Source organism: Mesobacillus sp. LC4, from assembly GCF_053543455.1.
In genome coordinates this window covers 167,074-188,258 of the sequence record NZ_JBGCUB010000006.1, presented here as the reverse complement: position 1 = coordinate 188,258, position 21,185 = coordinate 167,074, and the positions used below count along the sequence as shown (strand labels likewise).

Below are 21,185 nucleotides of genomic sequence, written 5' to 3'. Positions count from 1 at the left end.
TTCCGGCCTTGAATGGCTTCTTCTAATGTGATGGTTTGCTCAGTATTGGTAGTTTCCAGTACATAATTCATCAAATCACATCCTTTAGTAAAAGCATATAGAAGTTCCTCCGTAATGAAAAGTTTGGATGTTGTCGAAATATATTTTTGCAATTTTATGAAAATAGATCATAAAATAAACTAAACAGTCGGTTTATTTTAAAAAGCTAAGGAGGGATTTTTCATGAAAGTCGAAATCAAGAGGTTGAGTGATTGTCCGTTAAAAGATGGGGTAGAGGCTTATAATCGAGGGTTTGAAGGTTATTTTTACGACCAGGTAAAAACGATTGAGACATTTGCGAGCCGCTTCGGATTGGAAGGGATTTCGCCGGAGCACTCTGTTGTTGCTTACTATGAAGGCAAGCCTGCCGGAATAGTGCTAAGCGGTATCAAGAGAATTAATGGTGAAGTGATTGCCTGGAATGGCGGGACCGGGGTAGCGAAGGAGCTGAGGGGAAAGGGGATAGGGAAGCAACTGATGAATACGGCACTGGATATTTACAGGGAGAACCAGGTGAGGTACGCAACTCTCGAGGCGATTTCCAGAAATGAAGGTGCCATTCAACTATATCAATCTCTTGGTTTTAAACTCGTTAAGAAGATGATGTTCCTACAATATAATGAGCAATTTCCGAAAGGCATATTTAATAACATCTCGACCTATCATGCCGAGCTCGTGGCACCGATTGAATTAAACAAGGTTGATTTTTACCGGCATGAAACCTCTTGGCAAAATCACAAAGACAATGTTCATGGTGGGAATGCAGTGATTCTGTGGGATGAGCAGAACGAGATTGCAGGTTACTCTCTTTTTAAAAAGTTTTATAAAGAAGGGGCAGTTTCAAGTATCGGACTGCTGCAGCTGGAAGTCGCGAAAGGCAGGGACGATCGGCAAGATATCATGAAGGGGCTCCTGAAATATTCTTTTTCGCCGCTGGACAGGGCTTTCCAAAGAACAACGGTCAATACGCCCGAAGAGAATACTGAGCTATTGGAATTATTAGCGGAATGTGGATTTAAACAATGGGAAGAGCAAGTTTGGATGGTCAAACAACTTTACAATTGTTAACAATCCTTAACAATCCTTTTCGATTTATTTACAACTCCTTAAAACCACATTAATAACTCTCTAGTAATCTTGTTCTTGTAGCAAGGGACATAATATTAGGGGGAATTAAGGAATGAAGAGTTTTAAAAAGTTAGCGATGTTTACTATGCTTGCTGGTGTAATGGCTTTCGGAACAGCTTGTTCGGATGGAGAAAGCAACGCAGAAGCGACAAATGGTTCTAATGAAACTGAAACTCAACTTGAAGGCAGCGTCGTAATTGATGGTTCAGGTACGGTTTACCCTTTCATGGCAAAAATGGCTGAGAACTATATGAGCAAACAAGAAGATGTCTCTGTAGAAGTAAGCCGCTCTGGAACTTCTGCCGGATTCAAGAAATTCCTAGTTGAAGATGGAACAGACTACAATGATGCATCACGCCAGATCAAAGATGAAGAAAAAGCACAAGCTGAAGAGCTAGGTATCGATGTAAAAGAAATGAAAGTAGCTTTAGATGGTATTACCATCGTTATTAATAAAGAGAATGATTGGGCTAAGGAACTGACAAAAGAAGAAATCGTTGATATCTTCCTGGCTGAAGGCGGAAAGAAAAAGTGGTCTGATGTCCGCGCTGACTTCCCAGCTGAAGAGATTAAGACTTACGGCCCTAACGAAAACCACGGGACATATGAGTTCATGTTCGAAAAAATCCTCGAGGAAAAAGATCTTGTAGAAGGTATCAATCTTCAGCAGGACTATGCAACCCTTGTTGATCTAGTATCAAAAGACAAGAACGGTATCGGTTTCTTCGGATATGGATATTATGCAAGCAACAAAGACAAATTGTCTGCTGTAAAAGTGGATTTCGGTAACGGTCCTATTGAACCTTCTCTTGAATCGATCAAGGAAGATGGAAAATACGCTCCATTCACACGTCCGGTGTTCACATACTTGAACGTGAACATGGCAAAAGAAAAGCCACAAGTGCTTGACTATGCAATCTTCACAATGGAAAATGCACAGGATGTTGCGGCTGAAACAGGATTCGCTCCACTGTCTGACGAAGACATCCAGGCGACATTAGCAGAACTGGAAGACTTGAAATAAACAAAGTTGACTCGAATTAAGCAAAGCAGAACTAGAATAACTAGAAATGACAACTTAAATAAGCAAAAAGAAAGCAGGGGAACTTCATTGTTCTCCTGCTTGTTTTATTTGATTAGACATTTCAATTAAAGAACTGCTTGCTAATTTTCTAATTCCGGCCATTTGTATCATTGCTCCTTTGGATTAGATTATTGCCAGCAAATAACTGGATGTAGATATAATCATCAGTGGAATGGGTATAATAGATGGGAGTTTCCTTTATTTGTAAATAATGATTTGTGAGGCAAAACCATGACGAATGCGATTTATGCGATTTTTTGGCTGGGCATCTTAATAATATTGGGGGATTGGAGGAACTGGAGAAGGTACTATCCGACTATCCTATTCTTTATGCTCGGTGATTTTATTTACATGTACTTATTGTCTGATCATTATCCAATGTGGAAATATGTACCCTCATCTGCAGACAGGGAAATAGGAATCACCAATACGCATATTTCGTTTTCAATTATGTTATTAAAATATCCTGCGACAGTTCTTGCCTATTTAGCTCATTTTCCCAGGCAAGGCCTCTTCATGAAATGGTTTTATTATTTAGCATGGGTGATGATTTATTATATCAATGAAACGATCGACTGGCATTTCCATTTAATCAAGTACTACAATGGCTGGAATATTGGCTGGTCCGTTCTTTTTAATGCGGTCATGTTCTTTATATTGAAAGTCCATTTTCATAGACCGCTATTAGCCTGGATCTTCTCGGCTGTTTTTGTTGTTTTTCTGTGGAATACTTTTGATGTACCTTCTAAAGTTTTTCGTTAGGAAAAATTGTAGAAAGACGAGTAATCTCTTCTTTGGCGGGAATAAGAGGAAGAAAAGGTTTTTCCATGAGGAGGAAGAATTATGTCGTTCGAATATACAGAAGAAGATGGTCGTTTTGTTGCAAAGGACGCAGATGGACTTGAGGTAGGGGAAGTAACCTATACGCGTGATGGAGATGAAGTTCTCATTATTGACCATACGGGCGTCGACCCTGCGAATCGCGGCCAAGGAGTAGCAGAGGAATTGGTTCGCCAAGTTGTGGAAAAGGCCAAATATGAAGGATTGAAAGTCGAGCCGGTCTGTTCCTTTGCGCAAAGAGAATTCGAGAGAAAATCGGAGTACAAGGAAGTTCTAAAGAAATAGCCTGAAAGCCTTTGGGTCAGCTCAAAGGCTTTTGCTCTTGAACATGGGCGTCGATTGTTAGGGCAACTAAAGCACGTGCGCTTTTGTCCAGGTTGACATGAAACTATCCACATGATAAAATTATCTCGAATTCAAGATATTGTGTTTTTTCCAAAGTCGTTAAGGATAAAGTAAGAATAGATATTTTTTGGATTAATATCTCGGTTTCGAGATAAAGGGGGAGACAACTTGAACGAGTTAAAAGGAATTCACCATGTTACGGCCATCACCAGCAGTGCGGAGAAGAACTATGAGTTCTTCACTTATGTTCTGGGAATGCGCCTTGTCAAAAAGACGGTCAATCAGGATGATATCCGCACCTATCATTTATTTTTCGCGGACGATAAAGGGTCAGCGGGCACAGATATGACGTTCTTCGATTTTCCGGGAATCCCAAAAGGGTCCCATGGAACGGATGAGATTTATAAAACGGGCTTCCGTGTGCCGACAGATGATGCCCTCGATTACTGGGTGAAGCGATTCGATAAATATGACGTCAAGCATACGGGCATCAAGGAATTGTTCGGTAAAAAGACTCTTTCATTCGTCGATTTTGATGATCAGCAATACATGCTGATATCGGATGAGTTCAATGAGGGAGTCGCTTCGGGAACTCCTTGGCAAAACGGACCTGTTCCGCTGGAGTTCGCAATCACGGGTTTAGGACCAATCCATATTCGGATCTCGCGCTTTGACTATTTTAAAGAGGTACTGGAAAAAGTCATGCATATGCGTGAAGTCGGACAGGAAGGTTCCCTGCATCTTTTTGAAATGGGTGAAGGCGGGAACGGTGCGCAGGTCATCGTTGAGGACAATAAAGTGCTGCCGGCAGGACGCCAGGGATTCGGTACCGTGCATCACACAGCATTCCGTGTTGCCGACACATCGGTTCTTTATGAGTGGATCGATCATATGAAAGCTGCTGGGTTCGGCACATCTGGTTATGTTGACCGATTCTTCTTTGAATCCTTGTATGCCCGTGTTGCACCGGGAATCTTGTTCGAATGGGCAACAGACGGACCGGGCTTCATGGGTGACGAACCATACGAAACACTCGGTGAAAAATTGTCATTGCCGCCGTTCCTTGAATCGAAGCGGGAGCAGATTGAGGACTTTGTACGCCCGATCGATACAGTCCGCAGTTCACGTAATATTGAAAAAGAGTATCTGTAAGGTAGTTTGTCATAGGAGATTAGTGGAAATACCTTAATGTAGTATTAAATAAGGGAGGCAATCAATATGGTCAAATTAGCCGTAATTTTTTACAGCATGGGTGGAACGAATGTACAGCTATCGAAATGGGCTGCAGAAGGTGCTAAAGAAGCTGGAGCAGAAGTGAAGGTTTTTAAAGTGAAGGAATTAGCGCCTGAATCAGCGATTGAAGGCAATGAAGCATGGAAGGCGACTGTAGAAAAAACAAAGGATATCCCTGAAGTGACTCCGGACGACCTTGAATGGGCAGATGCCATCATCTTCAGCGTGCCTACACGATTCGGAAACATGCCGTCTCAAATGAAGCAATTCCTTGATACAACAGGCGGCCTCTGGGCTCAAGGCAAGCTAGTGAACAAAGTCGTAAGCGCCATGTCCTCTGCGCAAAACCCGCATGGCGGGCAGGAAGCGACCATTCTGTCACTCTATACGACAATGTACCACTGGGGTGCAATCGTTGCGGCACCTGGCTACAGCGACCCGGTAACATTCGGTGCCGGCGGCAATCCATATGGCACAAGCGTAACCGTAGACCAGGACGGCAACATGATTGAAGACGTCGAAGCTGCGGTAAAATATCAGGCTAAACGCACTGTAACGGTTGCTGGATGGGTTAAAAACGGAAATCAATAATAGAATAGTTTTTAAAAGACGAACAGTTTTGGGACTGTTCGTCTTTTTGTGTTGAAAAGGCTGTATTCGTATGTGAGTGAAGCTTTCGTACATGCAGCTGCATTGGGCGATTTTTAGGGAAACTGAAAATGCGCAAAGTGATGAGCTAACAAATTTGCTGGAAATTGTAAGGATGCGAGAAGTAGGGAACTGAAAGAATGAACAAAAAGCAGGTAACGGATGTGCCGGGAAGGGAGTATCCACTTTTCTTTTGGGTAAAGGGTAAAGTCTGACTGACTAGGATTGGGAAAAAAACGCAGACTAAATAGTAAAATCCGCATCTCCAGTTTTTGCTCCACGATGACTATCCACCGAAAACCTTTCGACGATATTCCACTCAAAAGGAGAGAAAGTATGTATATTCATTTCAAACAACACAGCCAGCTTTCAATTAAGAGGATTTGGGGGAAAACAGATCAGGAAGTATCAGCTATTTGTTATGACTCAAGGAAAGTGACAAAGGAATCGATGTTTGTCTGCATGAGCGGGGAAAACCATGATGGCCATTTGTATATAAAAGAAGCCGTTGAGAGGGGAGCCGCTGTCATTGTCGGTGAGAACACTGAGCGGCTTGAGGAAGGGTCTCAGCAGTATCCCGAAGTGACATTCATTTTAACTGAAAACGCGCGAAGCTTCCTGGCGAATATCTCCATCATCTTTCATGGCCGGGTACATGAAAAAATCCAAACGGTGGGGGTCACAGGTACGAATGGAAAAACCACTGTTGCAGCATATGTGAAGTCGCTGATGACAAATTTGGGCATGCCAAGCGGATATATTGGAACGATTGGCATGTTTACTTCAAAGGGCCGGATTGAATTCAGCCAGACAACCCCGACCACACCTGAATCCATTGATTTACATTCGATTTTCAATCAAATGCATCTTCAGGGTGACGAGCTTGCTTCAATGGAGGTAACCTCTGTGGCCATTGAACAGAAGCGGGTAGAGGGAATCGTCTTTGATGTTGCCATACATACCAACCTGACCCCTGAACACCTTGAATTCCATCAAACATTTGAAAATTATCGCAAAGCTAAGCTAAAGCTTTTCCGCCAGGCAAAACAGGCTGTGGTGAATATGGATGATGAGGGAATGTCAGCTGAAATCCTGGAAATTTTCAACGGTCCGGTGCTGACCTACAGCCTTGATAAAAATGCTAAGGCTGACGTGAAAGCAAGCAACTTAAAAATGTCTGCAGCAGGGACAGTTTTTGAAATGGTCGTCAGAGGAGAGTCTTATATCGTCAGGGCTCCGGTTTTCGGCAATTATAATGTCGCTAACCTTTTGGCAGCAGTATGTACCGCGCTGCATTCTGGGTTCACAGTTCAGGAGATTCTCCCTGCAATCACAATGCTTGAAAGCCCTGAAGGCAGGCTTGAAGTGTTGCAGGAATATGGCAATCGCAACATCATCCTTGATTACGCACACACGCCTCCTGCCTTGAAAAACCTGATCAAAGAGGTGAAAAAAATGCCTCATCGCCGCCTGATTGTGATGATCGCGGGAATCGGGATCAGGGATTGGGAGAAGATGCCGCAAATGGCCCAGGCAATTGAAGGAGAAGCCGATGAAATCGTGGTTTCGGTTGATCACCCGGGCTTTCATGATCCGGAGGATATTATCAATAAGGTTCTTAGCGGTTTTAAAAATCCGCGCGCTGGCAATATTCATAGAGCGCCTACTCGTCATGAAGGTGTCCTGGCCGCTCTAAATCTAAGCAGAGAACAGGATTTGATTGTCCTGACCAGCGGGTGTATCAATGGGGCACAGCTGGTAAAAGGAGAAAGGATCCCGCATTCGGACAAAGATATCATCCAAAACTACTTCCTATTTGAAAAAGAAATCCGCGGCATGGAGTATGTCCAAGGGTAGAGATAAAAGCAGCCTAATCCTCAATTGGATTAGGCTATTTTCTATTTACTCTTTCAAGAAACCTGGCTGCTCATAGCTTGGGTTCGGATACTTGTAAAATCCTTCACCGGTTGCAACACCAAGTTTTCCTTTGTCAATGTATTCTGTTTTCAATAATTCCGCCAGCTCCTTGAAGCCTGGGATGCCTGCCTCTCCTTTGGCATTGGCGATATTGTAGGCTGTGGTAATCCCGACGATATCGAGGATCGCGAATGGTCCTTTCGGTGCTCCGGTTGCAATCATCCAGGTTTTGTCAATTGTTTCCGGATCTGCGACTTCCTTCATCAGCAGCATTTGACCTGCTTCCAGGAATGGAACAAGCAATGAATTCAAAATATAGCCTGGCTGCTCTTTGTATAATGGCAAGGCGACCATGCCGATAGCTTTAGCGAATTCCAATAAATCATCAAATACGGCCTTGTCTGTTCCAGGATGCATCATGACTTCGGCGGTGTTATTTTTCCAGATTTCGTTTGCGAAGTGCAGAGCGAGGAATTTTTCCGGGCGCCCAGTCGCTTCGGCAAACTGGCTTGGCAGCAGAGTAGAAGTGTTTGTTGCAAATACTGTTTTTTCAGGAGCGGCCTGTCCTAGTTTTGTATAAAAATCAGTCTTGATTCCGATAACCTCAGGGACAGCCTCGATAACGAGATCAGCATCTTTTACAGCTTGGGAAAGATCACTGTAAAAAGTAATGCGATTGTAGGCCGCATCGAGATCCTGTTCAGAAGCACCAAGATCCTGCTGATAACGCGGCTTAAGGAGCATGATTCTATTTTTAGCTCCCTCTATTGCCTCGTCGCTGATATCGTAAACAGATACATGAAAACCGCTATACGCAGTTTGGAAAGCAATCTGGCTTCCTAAAACGCCGCTTCCGGCGACAGTGATGTTTTTATAATTCATGGTCATTCTCCTTTCTTTGCTATTTATTTACCCTTATTTATTATTCTTAAAAAGTATTTTTTTAATTGGAAACCAAACAATTATTGGTTTGGATTTTAGCATATGAGGAAGGAGGACGGGCATTTTGAGGAGTTTGAAGGATGGAGATATCTTTAGGAAGGAGTTTCTTTGACATTTTGGAACTTGAATGGTGGAGATATCTTTAGGAATGCGTTTCTTAGACATTTTTGGAAGTGGAAGGGAAGGAAATGTCTATAAAAAGAGGTTTCTAAGACATTTTGAGAAGCGAAGGGGAGGAAATGTCTATAAAAAGGAGTTTCTTAGACATTTTTGGAAGCGAAGGGTAAGGAAATGTCTATAAAATGGTGTTTCTAAGACATTTTGGGAAGCCAAGGGTAAGGAAATGTCTATAAAAAGGTGTTTCTTAGACACTTTGGGAAGCGAAGGGTAAGGAAATGTCTATAAAAAGGAGTTTCTTAGACATTTTGACGAGCAGGAGAGCAAAAAATGACCATTAAATAAGATTTTAAATAGGTGTTTAAAGGATGAAGAGCAGCGAGCTGTATCGAAGTGTGCGGGGGGTGGTGGAGGATGGGGAATAACCACCAATAATCGCTGCTGTTGAGGCAAAGCGAAGCTGGCTTTCCTTACAGTTTGCAGAAGCTGTCATGTGTTTATCACTCCCCTGATGATGTAAAATAAATATATGGATAGTACTGGGTATAAATTCCTTTATGTTAAACACCGCTTTCCTGCATTAGCGAAGGGTATATTAAATGAAAAGCAGTATGAAAAAGGAGGCAATCCAAATGACGAACAATCAACCTGGCTGGAATATCGATAATAGCTATTCGCGCCTTTCTGGAATATTTTATAGACTGCAGAGTCCAACACCTGTAGAAGATCCTGAAGTGGTCATTTTCAATGAGTCGCTTGCGGAAGAGCTGGGTCTAAACCCAGAAGCCTTACAAGCTGATGAAGGTGCTGCTCTGTTGGGCGGCAACGAGATCCCAGAAGGTGGAACTCCACTTGCCCAGGCATATGCCGGACATCAATTCGGTCATTTCACCATGCTTGGGGATGGAAGGGCGGTGCTGCTGGGCGAGCAGATTACACCGGATGGTGAGAGGTTCGACATTCAGCTGAAAGGATCAGGACGGACACCGTATTCTCGCGGGGGAGATGGCCGGGCGGGGCTCGGGCCTATGCTCAGGGAATTTATCATCAGTGAAGCGATGGTTGGATTGGGAATCCCGACTACCAGAAGTCTTGCAGTAGCAACAACGGGAGAGCAAATCATCCGCGAGACGATGCAGACAGGGGCAGTCCTTACACGTGTGGCAGCAAGCCATCTGAGGGTTGGAACCTTCCAGTTTGCGGCGAACTGGGGTAAGACAGAGGACCTGCGTGCCCTGGCTGATTATGCCATCGAGCGCCATTACCCTGAGGTCGCAGCGGAGGATAACCGCTATCTTTCCTTTTTGAAAAAAGTAATCAAGCGTCAGGCAGCATTGATTGCGAAATGGCAGCATGTTGGTTTTATCCATGGTGTCATGAACACCGATAACATGACAATCAGCGGGGAGACCATTGACTACGGACCTTGTGCATTCATGGATTCGTATGATCCGGCGACCGTCTTCAGTTCTATCGACAGGGATGCGCGCTACGCCTACGGGAACCAGCCGTATATCGGCGGCTGGAATCTTTCACGCTTCGCTGAAGCATTGTTGCCTTTGCTGCATGAAGATGAAGATGAGGCTGTAAAGCTGGCAGAGGAAGCTCTTTCTGAATTCCCAGAGATATTTGAGGTTGAATTCTTATCTGGAATGAGATTGAAATTGGGGATTTTTAATGAGGAAAAAGAAGATAAAAGCCTTATTTCGGATTTATTGAACCTGATGCACCAACACAAAGCTGATTTTACGAATACGTTTAAAGCCCTGACATTCGACCAGCTTGAAGGATCGGAGGTGTTCGGAGCTGAGGAGTTCAAAAAGTGGCATGAAAAATGGCAGGAAAGACTCGGTCGCCAGGAGCAATCAAAAGAAGACTCACAGGAGCTGATGCGCGACAGCAATCCAGGCGTCATCCCGCGCAATCATAGGGTGGAGGAAGCGTTGGAAGCGGCTGTAAACGGTGACTTGAGTGTCATGGTGAAATTGCTCGAAATCCTTGCCAACCCATATGAGCATTCAGCTGAACAGGCAGAATACTGCAAACCTGCACCACCAGCAGCAAGACCATATCGTACATTTTGTGGTACGTAAGCGTTAAGGTGGGCAATGTCGCTGTTATAGGTGTATGACGGACAAAAGCATGTCGGAATCCTGAAAAAGTGACCGTCATCATGGCTATGACTGACAAAACCATGTGGGAAACCTGAAAAAGTGTCCATCATCATGGCTATGACGGACAAAAGCATGTGGGCATCCTGAAAAAGTGTCCATCATCGTGGCTATGACGGACAAAACCTCGAGAGAAACATGAAGAAGTGTCCGTCATCAGGTCCATGACGGACAAAACCTCGAGAGAAACATGAAGAAGTGTCCGTCATCAGGTCCATGACGGACAAAACCTCGAGAGAAACATGAAGAAATGTCCGTCATCAGAGCCATGACGGACAAAAACCAGAGGCAAACAAGAAAAAGTGTCCGTCATCGTCAAAGGTTCTGCAACGGAGTTCACCACACGAATAAAGGCAGTCCCACCGCTGGGACTGCCTTTATCTTATTTTCCTTTTACTGCGGATGTTTCTTTGTCTTTTTCAAAGAAAAGAATCAATGCTGGCAGCAGCATGCCGCGGACGAGGAAGGTGTCGATCAGGATGCCGACTGCGACGATGAAGCCGAAGACAAACAGGTCGGCGATTGGCATCGTGGTCAGCGCTGCGAATGTCGCGGCCAGGATGACACCTGCGGATGAGATGACGCCGCCGGTATTGCGAATCGCAATTTCAAGGGCGTCCTTAACTTTGTGCGTCTTACGCTCTTCGATGAACCGGGAGGCGAGGATGATGTTATAATCGATACCCAATGCCACCAGGAAGATGAAGGCGTAGACTGGGACACGCGAGCTTAAGGCTTCGAAGCCGAACAAGACGTCGACGAGGAAGATTCCCAGCCCCAGCGCCGATAGATAGGATAGCAAAATCGTTCCCATCATGTAAATGGACATCTTTATCGCGCGGGTGAGAGCGTATAAAAGAACCAGGATCAATACCGTTTCGAGAAGGACGATTTTTACGATATCACGGTTATTGATTTCCCGCTCGTCCAAAAGTTTGGCGGTGACCCCGCTATAGTATGCTTCTCCATCAATGGATAGTTCCTCCAATAACTCTGGAGTTTCCGAGCGCAAATCCCCGATAAAATCAATGGCTTCAGTAGAGTACGGATTCATCGATAGCGCAACACTAAGCTTCATGGCCCTTGCATCCTTGGTTTGAGCAGACAACCGTACGGAGGCGATTTCATCATAGCTTTGCCATTGTTCAACGATGGCTTTTGTATCTTCCTCAGTAAAAGCCTCATCACTTTCAATCACTAGTGTGGTCGGTGCCAGTTCTCCTTTGTCATACCTTGCTTCGACGATTTCGTAGCCGACTCGTGAAGGAAGGTCCTCAGGGAATTTTTTTACGGTATCGAATTCAAAGTCGAGATTGAAGACATTGAATGCTGTTAGAACTAAGAATGCGGCAACGATTCCGCCTGAGATTCCAGGTTTGGTCACGACGAAGCGAGCGACCGGTCCCCAGATTCCATGTTTCACTTCGGTTTCCTGGCCGTATTTCGGAACTTTCGGCCAGAATGCTTTGCGGCCAAATAAGGTGAATAGAGCTGGCAGCAGGGTAACGGAAGCGATCATGATAAAGAACATGGCAGTACCAAAAACAGGTGCGAAATTCAGGTAATCGCGGAAATCAGCAAAGAATAAGATGAGCATCGCGGCAAGAACTGTGCCGCCTGCGAAAAACACAGGCTCAGCGGTTGCGCGCATCGCATATTTCATTGCTTCGTATTTGCTTTCATACTTGTTCAGTTCCTCGCGATAACGTGAAAAGACGAACAGCGAGTAGTCAATGACCGCTGCAAAAAGCAGGATACTCATGATAGAAGATGTCTGGCTGCTGACCTCCAGGCCGCCCGCTCCCATCAAGGCAACACTCTGGTTGACGACCTGATAAACAATCACAGTAGCAAGCAGCGGGATGATTGCGAGCAGCGGTGAACGATAAATGACAATTAATAAGATCAAAATAATCAGGACGGTTGCAATCAGCAGAACAAAGTCAGCTTGTTCAAACAGCTTGACGGTGTCGCCGGCAATTCCGGCTGGACCGGTAATGTAAAACTCTGTGCTTTCAAGATCTTCAGTGATCTCATTGCCAGTCTCCAGAGCCTTGTCATTGATTTCAGAATACTGGCTGTTTCCGAGCCCTTTTTCCAGCTCCATCGGGACGATCATTGTCGAACCGTCCTCTGAGATGAACCCTCCCAACGCTTGAGGAGGAAGAGCGCTAATATCAACGATTGTTTCAATTCCCTCGATATCTTCCGCTATGATTCCGGTAAGGATTTCTTTGACTTCATCTAGATTGATGTCGCCGTTTTTATTATGAAATACCAGGATTCCCGGTGTTCCTTGTTCATTCGGAAAAAGTTTTTCCGTTTTTTTCTCAGCAATCATTGATTGTGCTTCATCAGGAAGCGATTGGAAGTTGGTTGTTTTATATTCACTGAGCATTGGTCCTGCACTCAAGCCAACCATGAGGACCAGCCAGGCAATGATGGTAATCCACATTCCACGCTTTGTTGAAACCCAATCCGTAATTGGATACAACAGCTTTTTCACTAGTAAACCTCCCTAATTAGATTCCATTTTAATCTTACCATTCTATTTCTCTGCAAAAAAAGGCAACTTTGTTAATGAATTTCAACGCATAAACGAGTCATACCATTTATCCCAATCCAACCCAAGGGAGTAGGTCACAGATTTGGACTCTGATTTTGGACAGTCTTTGACGCAGCTGCCGCCAACAATGAATCTCAAAGATGGCTTTATTTTTAGTGTGGAAGAAATCCAATCCTCCACCTTGCCAATTGGACCTTGGTTGGTCATCGATATCGCAACTACACTGACATCCTTCAATGTTATCAATTCTGCCAATCCCTCAAATGGCGTATTGGGGCCCAAGTAGATAACGTCATGGCCTTTCTTCTTTAAAAATAAGCTGAAGACCATCAATCCGATTTGATGCTGCTCACCTTCTGGACAGAACGCCAGCACTTTCTGGAGTGCGGGATTGACAGGAAGGATCCTTAGGAATTGGGTGCAGCGGTTGATAATGAACTGGGAAGCAAAATGTTCCTGAGCTACGCTAATGGAACCATTCTCCCATTCATCGCCAACCTTATACAAAACCTGAACTAATATGTGATGGAACACTTCTTCATAGTCATACAGAGAAAAAGCGAGATCGGCAATTTGGTTTGCCTTCTGTGTATCAAGATTAACCAGGGCTTCATATAGCTTTTCATGCAGCTCTTCGTACTTATTATTCTGTGATGAAGACGGGACAGGAGCCGGATCCGGAGGGGATGCCTGCAGCAGCCTGACTGCGTCACTGATCTTCATGTTTTTTTCGTGTATTTGTGTCTTAATCCACTTGAGTGTCTTTAGATCCTTTTCGCTATATAAACGATGGCCGCCCTCGGTCCTGGTAGGAGTAACGACATTGTAACGGTTTTCCCATGCCCTGATCGTAACGGCGGGAATGTCTAGTTTTTCTGATACTTGCTTGATGCTATACAATTCCTCACCTCCACTTTTCATTATAGATAAGTTATACAAGCAAATTGTATAATTAATTTCGGAAGATTATACAAAAATTATACAATGGGTGGTGCCGAAAAGAAAACTCTGAATGTGGTATCATTAGTATTGCTTAATGTGGGCGGTTTAAATTGGCTTTTGGATGGATTATTTGAACTGGATTTGGTCGGCGGTCTTTTCGGAGGCATGGACCGTCCAATCGCTAAAGTGGTCTACATCCTTGTAGGGCACGCAGCTATTTACAGCATCACGCTTTTATCAAAAGTGAATAAAAGATCAGCGGAAAAGGCGTACAGAAATTGAACCTGTACGCCTTTTGTGTGCCAGGAAACTTGAATAAAATTCTCTGGATGACTATTCTAAAGGAAAGAAGTAGCGAAAACAGGGGGATTCATATAATGGACAAAAAAGAAATTGAATATAAAATCGTCGAACTGAAGGACGAGTACTTGCAGCTTCAGCATAATCTCGAAAAATTGGAATCGGTAAAAGGAAATCTCCATCCACTGGAGAAGCGGCTGGCTGCCATTGAAGAGGAATTAAGCTCCTTAAATACAATGCTGCGTGAATTGTAGGGAAAAGCTCCTTAAGAATATAATCCTGCGTGATCTGTAGAAAAAAAAGCTCCTTAAAATACAACGGGTAATCTGTAGAAACCAGGTTTCTTGAAAACCAAACCGAGCCTATTCCGGAAAGGAATCAGGCTTTTCTTTTTGCGAGACTTCTTTCGTAAAACTTTGTTGCTTTCTCTGCTCAACCTTCCATATCGCGAAGGAAAATAAATAGGCATGAGCTGGATAAAAAAACGAGCTCATGCCTGGTTAGCAGATATTCAAGCAAACTGTAAAAATATTGACCAAAGGTTTGATTAAACCCATTTTTCCCATAGGCCATAGCTTTAGGCACTTTTAATCAAACGTTTGATTAATATCCTGCTAGGAAGCTTTTCCGATGAAAGACTTGGAGAATTAGGTGTGTCTTCTATGTAAAAAACAAAAGGCATGAGACAGGTCAAGTTCCTGGCTCATGCCTTTTGAAACAGCGAATCTATCAATTCACTTCTACTTTTCGACCTTCACGTGCAGAGGTCCTGACTGCATCCAATACTTTTTGAGTGGAATGTCCATGCCCGAAATCAGCAAGATAGGGATGCTTGGTTCCGGAAAGCAGCGTTTCATGGAGCGCATCCAAAGCTCTTTGGAAGCCATTATAATACCGTGCTGCGATTTGCGGCATAGTGGAAGGAGCCTCTAAATCGGCTGCTAACTCGACTTCTTCGAGTGCGGAATTTCTTGCAGAAAGCAGGACTTTGTTGTCATCCAGCATCACAAGTGTTCCTTCCGTTCCGAAAATCTCCAGCCGCCATGTATGCTCAGTCTGGAGTGCTGCAGAAAGAAGTTCGAGCGTGACGGTTGCCCCGTTTTCCAGAGAACCGATAATCTGGAAAGCATCGTCGGCTGTCCGATGTTCAGTGTTCCCGTGCTCATCAGTCTGATTTGGGACATGGATCGGCAGCTGGGCAAATACTTCTTTAAAAGTGCTGTCCATCCACCAATGGAGAGCATCCGTCATGTGGGAGCCGATTGCGCCAAGCATTCCGCCGCCCTTGTCTTCCTGTCCCAGCCAGCCGCGAGGTTTTGAAATAAGGCCTGTGTAGCTGGCAAATGAACATTGATAACGGACGTGCAAAATCTCCCCGAGTTTCCCGCGATCCAGAATTTCTTTTACCTTAGTTCGAGCTGGAAGGAAGCGGAATTCATGGTTGATCAGCCCGAATTTCCCCGACTTATCTCTTTCTGTGCTCATTTCTTCTGTTTCATCGATATTCAAAGCCATTGGTTTTTCACAGACAACATGCACGCCTTTCTCGAAAGCAGCGGCAACCATTTCTTTATGTAAATGGACGGCAGAAGCGACGACCACTAAGTCGAGATTCTCCTCATCAAGCATCTTTCGCCAATCAGTATAAATGTTTTCAATCCCGCTTGCTTTCTTTGCTTCTTCCGTGTTTCCCCTTGAAACACTCGATAATGCCACAACCTCGAACCCTTCATGATAATCCATCATTGGTGCATGTACCTTTGCGCCAAAACCCGTTCCGATAATACCCACTCTAAACTTTTCCAAAAATACCACCCCTGTCCAGAATTTAATTTAATAGTAAATCCGGGAAGGAGGAATGTAAATCAATATAGTATAATGATGGAAAATACAGTGTGAGGCGGGAAGTATTTTGAACATTGGGGATTTACTATTTCAGCTTATTTCTTTCATTTTGCTAATGGGTATTGTTTCTGCAGTATTCTACGTTGTCAGATCACTTATTATAAAGAAACCTGACAATTCTAAGAGCGTAGAACAAAAGCTGGACCGAATAATACAGCTGCTTGAAAAGAACAATAAAGAGTAAAACAAGTCGCTGGCTACATGCTATAATAGGAACTTAGATTTATACGAATTGCACGGATGCCTGAAAAGCCTCCGCCTGGCGATCATATATGGAGGACTAAAAGATGAATAAGCGATGGACAATCGAAAAAATTAAAGAGTTTGTAGAGAAAAATTCAGAGAGTAAGCTGTTGACGACAGAGTACCACGGTTTTTCGCAAAAATTACTTTTCAAATGCGAATGTGGCAACAACTTTGAAAAACCCTTCAAGAAATTCAAGGACAATCATCAGCGCAAGTGCGAAGTGTGCCAGCCGCCGAAAGCTTCGCGGTAGAGGAGCCCAGTTGTACGGCTAAAATAGACCTGTCATAATAAAGCTGCTTTCTTGACAGCTTTGGGCTCTAACACCTGAAACCTGTCATAAAAACGACCTTTTCTTGACAGCTTAGGGCTCTAACACCTGAAACCTGTCATAAAAACGACCTTTTCTTGACAGCTTAGGGCTCTAATAGCTGAAACCTGTCATAAAAACGGCCTTTTCTTGACAGCTTAGGGCTCTAACACCTGAAACCTGTCATAAAAACAGCGCTTTCTTGACAGCTTTGAGCTCTAACACCTGAAACCTGTCATAAAACCGGCGCCTTCTTGACAGCTTAGGGATCTATCATCTGAAAGCTGTCATAAAACCGGCGCTATCTTGACAGCTTTGAGCTCTATCAGCTGAAACCTGTCATAAAAAAGGCACTTTCTTGACAGAATTGAGCTCTATCAGCTGAAAGCTGTCATAAAAAAGGCGCTTTCTTGACAGCTTAGGGCTCTAACACCTGAAACCTGTCATAAAAACAGCGCTTTCTTGACAGCTTTGAGCTCTAACACCTGAAACCTGTCATAAAACCGGCCTTTTCTTGACAGCTTAGGGCTCTAATACCTGAAACCTGTCATAAAACCGGCGCTATCTTGACAGCTTAGGGATCTATCATCTGAAAGCTGTCATAAAACCGGCGCTATCTTGACAGCTTTGAGCTCTATCAGCTGAAAGCTGTCATAAAAAAGGCGCTTTCTTGACAGCATTGAGCTCTATCACCTGAAAGCTGTCATAAAAAAGGCACTTTCTTGACAGCTTAGGGCTTTATCACCTGAAACCTGTCATAAAAACAGCGCTTTCTTGACAGCTTTGAGCTCTATCAATTGAAAGCTGTCATAAAAACAGTGGCTTTTTTACCAATGGCTTGGATATCACAAAATGTTGTTTTTAAATCAACAGCCGAGTCTAACTGTGCCTTATCAATAGAAAAACATCAAGAGAAGCGTTGATCATGGAGGATTCACGCTTCTTTTTGTTGAAATAAACGAAGACAACCAGTACAGGAGCAACGTGAATGAAGAGATATATGCTGAAAAAGAATTTCAGGGGTTTAAAGAAAGGAACACAATTTTATTTGATAGTGGAGTCCGAATTCATCGGTGTCAAAGAGTATGTGTTGCGAACCAAGGACTTGTCCACCAGGATAGCCATCAGCGAGAGCGAGCTGCGCGGGAATTTTATTCTATTGAATTAGGGGAGAAGGGGCATGTACTTGTTTTTATCCATCCTGTTAAGCATGGTTCTTGGCTATTTTTTATTCGCTATAGGACCGATTGTTGGCGGGATCGTTGCATTTGGTGTGATTGCAGGCTGTTTATTCCGAGGGATTTACTTGCTGAATGATATTCGTAAAAGGCTGGCGGTCCATTCGCCTGAGTCGAAGGCAGTTCAAGAGCAGGTGGTTAAAGTCGTTCCAGAGCATTTGAAAAGTCCGGGTGCGTATAAAAAGTATCTGGAAGGCAAAGAGAGGGAATTATAGTGCCATTCTCTGCGTTAGTCGTTTTTGCGATTGTCTGGGGAGGCTTGATGGTCTATTTCCTGACTCCTTTTAACGGTAAAATGGAAAGCGGCGCAGATGATCCGTTTTTCGAAGCATTGAAGGTGAGTTTCAAGAGGTTGATTTTTCACAAAAAAGCTATTTTGGCCTTCCTATTGTTGATGTTTACTTTATTAAGTATTTGGTCATATTTTATATCAACTGAAGAGTATGCCAGGCTTCATGCAATGCGGAGTAAAGCTGGTGATTCTGTCTTTTATATGATCAGTGTAGTCTTGTATGCCGCATTTTTGTATATCATTTTGGCAGTTCGGTGGACCGTGAAATCGGTTAAATGATTGGAGAGAGTGATTGTGAAGGAGATGATTTTACAGTCCCTGGCAAAAATAGAGGAAGATTTCGATGTGAAAATCTTATATGCAGTCGAATCCGGAAGCAGAGCCTGGGGGTTTCCGTCGAAGGACAGTGATTATGATGTCCGGTTCATCTATGTACATAAAAAAGAAGATTATCTGAGTATCGACCAGATGGGAATCGGCAAAAAAAGAGATGTGATCGATTTGCCGATTAATGATTTGCTTGATATAACCGGCTGGGAATTGACCAAGGCTTTAAAGTTATTCAGAAAATCGAATCCGCCGCTGATGGAATGGCTGAGTTCTGGAATCGTATATTATCAGGCTTTCTCGACCATTGACAAGATGAAGGAGCTCAGCAAACTTGTTTTCGCTCCAAACTCCTGTCTGCATCATTATTTGAATATGGCGAGTAATAATTTCAAGAAGTGCTTGCAGGAAGGACCAGTCAAGATAAAGAACTATATCAATGTGCTAAGACCGGTCTTGGGTGCGCAATGGATTGAGAAGTACGATGAGTTTCCGCCGCTTGAATTTCCGAGGCTATTGGAGGACCTGCTGCCGGAAGGTGAATTGAAGGACGCAATTCATTCCTTGTTAAAACGGAAAATCAGCGGAGATGATCTAGACTACGAACTGAAAATTGACGTCATCAACCAATTCCTGAGCAGGGAAATCAAGCGCCTGAAAGAATATACCACAACGCTGAATGTGGAGTTGCCGGATTTCACACCGCAGCTTGACCAGCTTTTCAGGAGTACGTTAGAGGAAGTTTGGAATGAGTGAATATGACAAGGGGGAACATCACTATGGCAAATGAAAATAAAGAGCTGACAAGGGAACAGCAGCAAGAACTACTTGGAACTTTGATAGCCCGTTTTGAGAAAAATATGAGCAGACATGAAGGACTTGATTGGGCTGACGTGGTAGCTAAGCTCGAAAGCACCCCTGATAAATTATGGTCGCTCAATGAAATGGAGGCTACCGGGGGTGAGCCGGATGTGGTAGGATTCGATCAAACTACGGGAGAATATATTTTTTATGATTGCACAGCTGAAAGCCCTAAAGGCCGCAGAAGTGTTTGTTACGACCGTGAAGCATTGGAATCAAGGAAAAAGCACAAGCCAGAAAACAGTGTGATGGATATGGCAAATGCGATGGGCATTGAGCTTTTAACGGAGGAACAATACCGGGAGCTGCAGACACTTGGAAAGTTCGACTTGAAGACGTCGAGCTGGGTGCAAACACCTGACAATATCCGAAAGCTTGGCGGAGCGCTATTTTGTGACCGCCGCTATGACACTGTGTTTGTCTACCATAATGGTGCCGATTCCTATTATGCTGCAAGAGGGTTTAGGGGCTCGTTAAGGGTATAGTAGTTTTAGATGGAAAAGAAAACAGTGAAGTTTACTGGTAAAAGAAAAGCCGTTCTGGAATATGTCTCCGGAACGGCTTTCTCTATTATTTATCAGTATTTGCAACTTTTACGATCGCTTTTCCGAGATTCGCTCCTTTGAACAGATCCAAAAATGCGTCAATTGTATTCTCAAAACCTTCTGTAACCGTTTCTTCATATTTCAATTTGCCTTCTAAAAGCCAGCTCGCCAACTCTTTGGCACCTTCTCCAAAGCGGGATGAATAGTTTCCGACTGTGAACCCTTGCATCAATGAACTTGTCTTGATTAAGTAACCTTGAACTCGAGGCCCTACATCTGGCTCTGACTGGTTATACGCCGAAATCGCTCCGCAGACAGGAATTCTTGCGAAGTTGTTCAAGAGAGGGAAGATCGCATCGGAGATCTCTCCTCCGACGTTCTCAAAATAGACATCGATTCCATCAGGACATGCCTCTTTCAGGGCGCTGCCTACATCCTGTGTATTGTAGTTTATAGCTGCATCAAATCCAAGGTCTTCCAGAAGATAACGGACCTTCTCATCGGAGCCAGCAATGCCAACGACTCTTGCCTCTTTGATTTTTGCAATCTGACCCACGATGGAACCGACAGCTCCAGCAGCACCGGAAACAACGACTGTTTCTCCTGCTTTCGGCTTGCCGATGTCCAATAAACCAAAGTATGCTGTAAGGCCAGTCATGCCTAAAACACTTAAGTATGCCGAAACCGGTGCCAGGTTCGGGTCAATTTTACGGACTGTATTTTCTTTTGCGATGGAGAATTCCTGCCAGTTTAATGAGCCGATAACGAAATCGCCCACTTCAAAAAGATCTGACTGGGATTCAACCACTTTTCCGATCACGCCACTTGAAATGGGCTCGTTCAATTTGAACGGCGGGATATAGGATTTGGTGTCATTCATGCGTCCGCGTAAATAAGGATCGACCGAAATATAAATGGTCTGTAAAAGTATTTCTCCTTTACCTGGTTTTTCTATAGGTCTCTCTACAAATTCAAAATGCTCATGTGTAGGGACTCCAGTTGGTCTCTTTTTTAGCTGTATTTGCTTTTGAATCGTAATCACCCTTCCTATTGTTCTCTACCTTAATATACAGGAGAGAAGGATGTATTCAAATTCAATTGATTTGTTATGTGGTTTCAAATTAAATGAGGAATGAAGAATACATAGAGATAGAGAGCAAATGAATTATTAGCATTATCTGTCGTGATTTC

Annotated in this window: 22 protein-coding genes; 17 read left to right on the top strand and 5 right to left on the bottom strand. The window is 43.8% G+C overall.

Annotated elements, in window-relative coordinates:
* Positions 1-222: 222 nt before the first annotated feature.
* From AB5I83_RS18715 to AB5I83_RS18685, 7 genes are all read left to right on the top strand, one after another.
* On the top strand, positions 223-1,107 hold the full coding sequence (locus AB5I83_RS18715) for a GNAT family N-acetyltransferase (RefSeq protein WP_448977515.1): 885 nt from the start codon (positions 223-225) through the stop codon (positions 1,105-1,107).
* Between the two features lie 112 nt (positions 1,108-1,219).
* On the top strand, positions 1,220-2,191 hold the full coding sequence (locus AB5I83_RS18710) for a PstS family phosphate ABC transporter substrate-binding protein (RefSeq protein ID WP_226646869.1): 972 nt from the start codon (positions 1,220-1,222) through the stop codon (positions 2,189-2,191).
* 291 nt (positions 2,192-2,482) lie between these two features.
* Positions 2,483-3,013: a CBO0543 family protein gene (locus tag AB5I83_RS18705; RefSeq protein WP_448977513.1), complete on the top strand. Its 531-nt coding sequence runs from the start codon at positions 2,483-2,485 to the stop codon at positions 3,011-3,013.
* Between the two features lie 81 nt (positions 3,014-3,094).
* Positions 3,095-3,376, top strand: coding sequence for a GNAT family N-acetyltransferase (locus AB5I83_RS18700; protein WP_448977511.1), 282 nt, complete (start codon positions 3,095-3,097; stop codon positions 3,374-3,376).
* A 228-nt stretch (positions 3,377-3,604) separates the two neighbouring features.
* Positions 3,605-4,588: a ring-cleaving dioxygenase gene (locus tag AB5I83_RS18695; RefSeq protein ID WP_448977509.1), complete on the top strand. Its 984-nt coding sequence runs from the start codon at positions 3,605-3,607 to the stop codon at positions 4,586-4,588.
* Between the two features lie 60 nt (positions 4,589-4,648).
* Complete coding sequence (gene wrbA / locus AB5I83_RS18690) at positions 4,649-5,260, top strand: NAD(P)H:quinone oxidoreductase (protein WP_448977638.1); 612 nt, start codon at positions 4,649-4,651, stop codon at positions 5,258-5,260.
* 393 nt (positions 5,261-5,653) lie between these two features.
* The gene (locus AB5I83_RS18685; RefSeq protein WP_448977507.1) at positions 5,654-7,174 is read left to right on the top strand and encodes a UDP-N-acetylmuramoyl-L-alanyl-D-glutamate--2,6-diaminopimelate ligase; all 1,521 of its coding nucleotides are present in this window, start codon (positions 5,654-5,656) and stop codon (positions 7,172-7,174) included.
* A 45-nt stretch (positions 7,175-7,219) separates the two neighbouring features.
* Here AB5I83_RS18685 and AB5I83_RS18680 read toward each other — a convergent pair whose 3' ends face one another.
* Positions 7,220-8,116, bottom strand: coding sequence for a 3-hydroxyacyl-CoA dehydrogenase (locus AB5I83_RS18680; protein WP_448977505.1), 897 nt, complete (start codon positions 8,114-8,116; stop codon positions 7,220-7,222).
* Positions 8,117-8,925: 809 nt separating this feature from the next.
* Between AB5I83_RS18680 and AB5I83_RS18675 the strand changes: the two genes are divergently transcribed.
* Positions 8,926-10,386 (top strand): protein adenylyltransferase SelO, encoded by a 1,461-nt coding sequence (locus AB5I83_RS18675; protein WP_448977504.1) that lies wholly within the window; start codon positions 8,926-8,928, stop codon positions 10,384-10,386.
* Positions 10,387-10,846: 460 nt separating this feature from the next.
* Here the strand turns inward: AB5I83_RS18675 and AB5I83_RS18670 are convergent, their stop codons facing one another.
* Positions 10,847-12,970, bottom strand: coding sequence for an MMPL family transporter (locus AB5I83_RS18670; protein WP_448977502.1), 2,124 nt, complete (start codon positions 12,968-12,970; stop codon positions 10,847-10,849).
* An 81-nt stretch (positions 12,971-13,051) separates the two neighbouring features.
* The gene (locus AB5I83_RS18665) at positions 13,052-13,930 is read right to left on the bottom strand and encodes a MerR family transcriptional regulator (protein WP_448977500.1); all 879 of its coding nucleotides are present in this window, start codon (positions 13,928-13,930) and stop codon (positions 13,052-13,054) included.
* Positions 13,931-14,014: 84 nt separating this feature from the next.
* On the opposite strand from AB5I83_RS18665, the gene AB5I83_RS18660 reads away from it, so the two are divergent.
* On the top strand, positions 14,015-14,254 hold the full coding sequence (locus tag AB5I83_RS18660) for a DUF378 domain-containing protein (RefSeq protein ID WP_448977498.1): 240 nt from the start codon (positions 14,015-14,017) through the stop codon (positions 14,252-14,254).
* A gap of 95 nt (positions 14,255-14,349) precedes the next feature.
* Positions 14,350-14,526 (top strand): SE1832 family protein, encoded by a 177-nt coding sequence (locus tag AB5I83_RS18655; protein WP_448977496.1) that lies wholly within the window; start codon positions 14,350-14,352, stop codon positions 14,524-14,526.
* A gap of 475 nt (positions 14,527-15,001) precedes the next feature.
* Here AB5I83_RS18655 and AB5I83_RS18650 read toward each other — a convergent pair whose 3' ends face one another.
* Entirely contained in the window at positions 15,002-16,078 is a 1,077-nt protein-coding gene (locus AB5I83_RS18650; RefSeq protein WP_448977494.1) for a Gfo/Idh/MocA family protein, read from the bottom strand.
* A 106-nt stretch (positions 16,079-16,184) separates the two neighbouring features.
* On the opposite strand from AB5I83_RS18650, the gene AB5I83_RS18645 reads away from it, so the two are divergent.
* The 7 genes from AB5I83_RS18645 to AB5I83_RS18615 all read left to right on the top strand — a co-directional run bounded on the left by AB5I83_RS18645 (position 16,185) and on the right by AB5I83_RS18615 (position 19,934).
* On the top strand, positions 16,185-16,361 hold the full coding sequence (locus AB5I83_RS18645) for a DUF4083 family protein (protein ID WP_448977492.1): 177 nt from the start codon (positions 16,185-16,187) through the stop codon (positions 16,359-16,361).
* A 103-nt stretch (positions 16,362-16,464) separates the two neighbouring features.
* On the top strand, positions 16,465-16,674 hold the full coding sequence (locus AB5I83_RS18640) for a hypothetical protein (protein WP_448977490.1): 210 nt from the start codon (positions 16,465-16,467) through the stop codon (positions 16,672-16,674).
* A 1,045-nt stretch (positions 16,675-17,719) separates the two neighbouring features.
* Complete coding sequence (locus tag AB5I83_RS18635) at positions 17,720-17,899, top strand: hypothetical protein (RefSeq protein WP_448977488.1); 180 nt, start codon at positions 17,720-17,722, stop codon at positions 17,897-17,899.
* 12 nt (positions 17,900-17,911) lie between these two features.
* On the top strand, positions 17,912-18,184 hold the full coding sequence (locus tag AB5I83_RS18630) for a hypothetical protein (RefSeq protein WP_448977486.1): 273 nt from the start codon (positions 17,912-17,914) through the stop codon (positions 18,182-18,184).
* Positions 18,184-18,540, top strand: a complete 357-nt coding sequence (locus AB5I83_RS18625) for a hypothetical protein (RefSeq protein ID WP_448977484.1) — start codon at positions 18,184-18,186, stop codon at positions 18,538-18,540. Before AB5I83_RS18630 ends, AB5I83_RS18625 begins: the two co-directional genes overlap by 1 nt.
* A 15-nt stretch (positions 18,541-18,555) precedes the next feature.
* The gene (locus tag AB5I83_RS18620; RefSeq protein WP_448977482.1) at positions 18,556-19,344 is read left to right on the top strand and encodes a nucleotidyltransferase domain-containing protein; all 789 of its coding nucleotides are present in this window, start codon (positions 18,556-18,558) and stop codon (positions 19,342-19,344) included.
* A 23-nt stretch (positions 19,345-19,367) separates the two neighbouring features.
* Positions 19,368-19,934: a DUF4256 domain-containing protein gene (locus AB5I83_RS18615; protein WP_448977480.1), complete on the top strand. Its 567-nt coding sequence runs from the start codon at positions 19,368-19,370 to the stop codon at positions 19,932-19,934.
* A gap of 85 nt (positions 19,935-20,019) precedes the next feature.
* On the opposite strand, the gene AB5I83_RS18610 is transcribed toward AB5I83_RS18615, so the two are convergent.
* The gene (locus AB5I83_RS18610; protein ID WP_448977636.1) at positions 20,020-21,027 is read right to left on the bottom strand and encodes an NADP-dependent oxidoreductase; all 1,008 of its coding nucleotides are present in this window, start codon (positions 21,025-21,027) and stop codon (positions 20,020-20,022) included.
* Positions 21,028-21,185: the final 158 nt, after the last annotated feature.

Coding starts and splice junctions, on each gene's coding strand:
- AB5I83_RS18640 (WP_448977490.1), top strand. CDS start 16,465: ATGAATAAGCGATGGACAATCGAAAAAATTAAAGAGTTTGTAGAGAAA.
- AB5I83_RS18685 (WP_448977507.1), top strand. CDS start 5,654: ATGTATATTCATTTCAAACAACACAGCCAGCTTTCAATTAAGAGGATT.
- AB5I83_RS18710 (WP_226646869.1), top strand. CDS start 1,220: ATGAAGAGTTTTAAAAAGTTAGCGATGTTTACTATGCTTGCTGGTGTA.
- AB5I83_RS18630 (WP_448977486.1), top strand. CDS start 17,912: ATGTACTTGTTTTTATCCATCCTGTTAAGCATGGTTCTTGGCTATTTT.
- AB5I83_RS18675 (WP_448977504.1), top strand. CDS start 8,926: ATGACGAACAATCAACCTGGCTGGAATATCGATAATAGCTATTCGCGC.
- AB5I83_RS18635 (WP_448977488.1), top strand. CDS start 17,720: ATGAAGAGATATATGCTGAAAAAGAATTTCAGGGGTTTAAAGAAAGGA.
- AB5I83_RS18705 (WP_448977513.1), top strand. CDS start 2,483: ATGACGAATGCGATTTATGCGATTTTTTGGCTGGGCATCTTAATAATA.
- AB5I83_RS18680 (WP_448977505.1), bottom strand. CDS start 8,116: ATGAATTATAAAAACATCACTGTCGCCGGAAGCGGCGTTTTAGGAAGC.
- AB5I83_RS18615 (WP_448977480.1), top strand. CDS start 19,368: ATGGCAAATGAAAATAAAGAGCTGACAAGGGAACAGCAGCAAGAACTA.
- AB5I83_RS18660 (WP_448977498.1), top strand. CDS start 14,015: ATGGGTGGTGCCGAAAAGAAAACTCTGAATGTGGTATCATTAGTATTG.
- AB5I83_RS18655 (WP_448977496.1), top strand. CDS start 14,350: ATGGACAAAAAAGAAATTGAATATAAAATCGTCGAACTGAAGGACGAG.
- AB5I83_RS18715 (WP_448977515.1), top strand. CDS start 223: ATGAAAGTCGAAATCAAGAGGTTGAGTGATTGTCCGTTAAAAGATGGG.
- AB5I83_RS18700 (WP_448977511.1), top strand. CDS start 3,095: ATGTCGTTCGAATATACAGAAGAAGATGGTCGTTTTGTTGCAAAGGAC.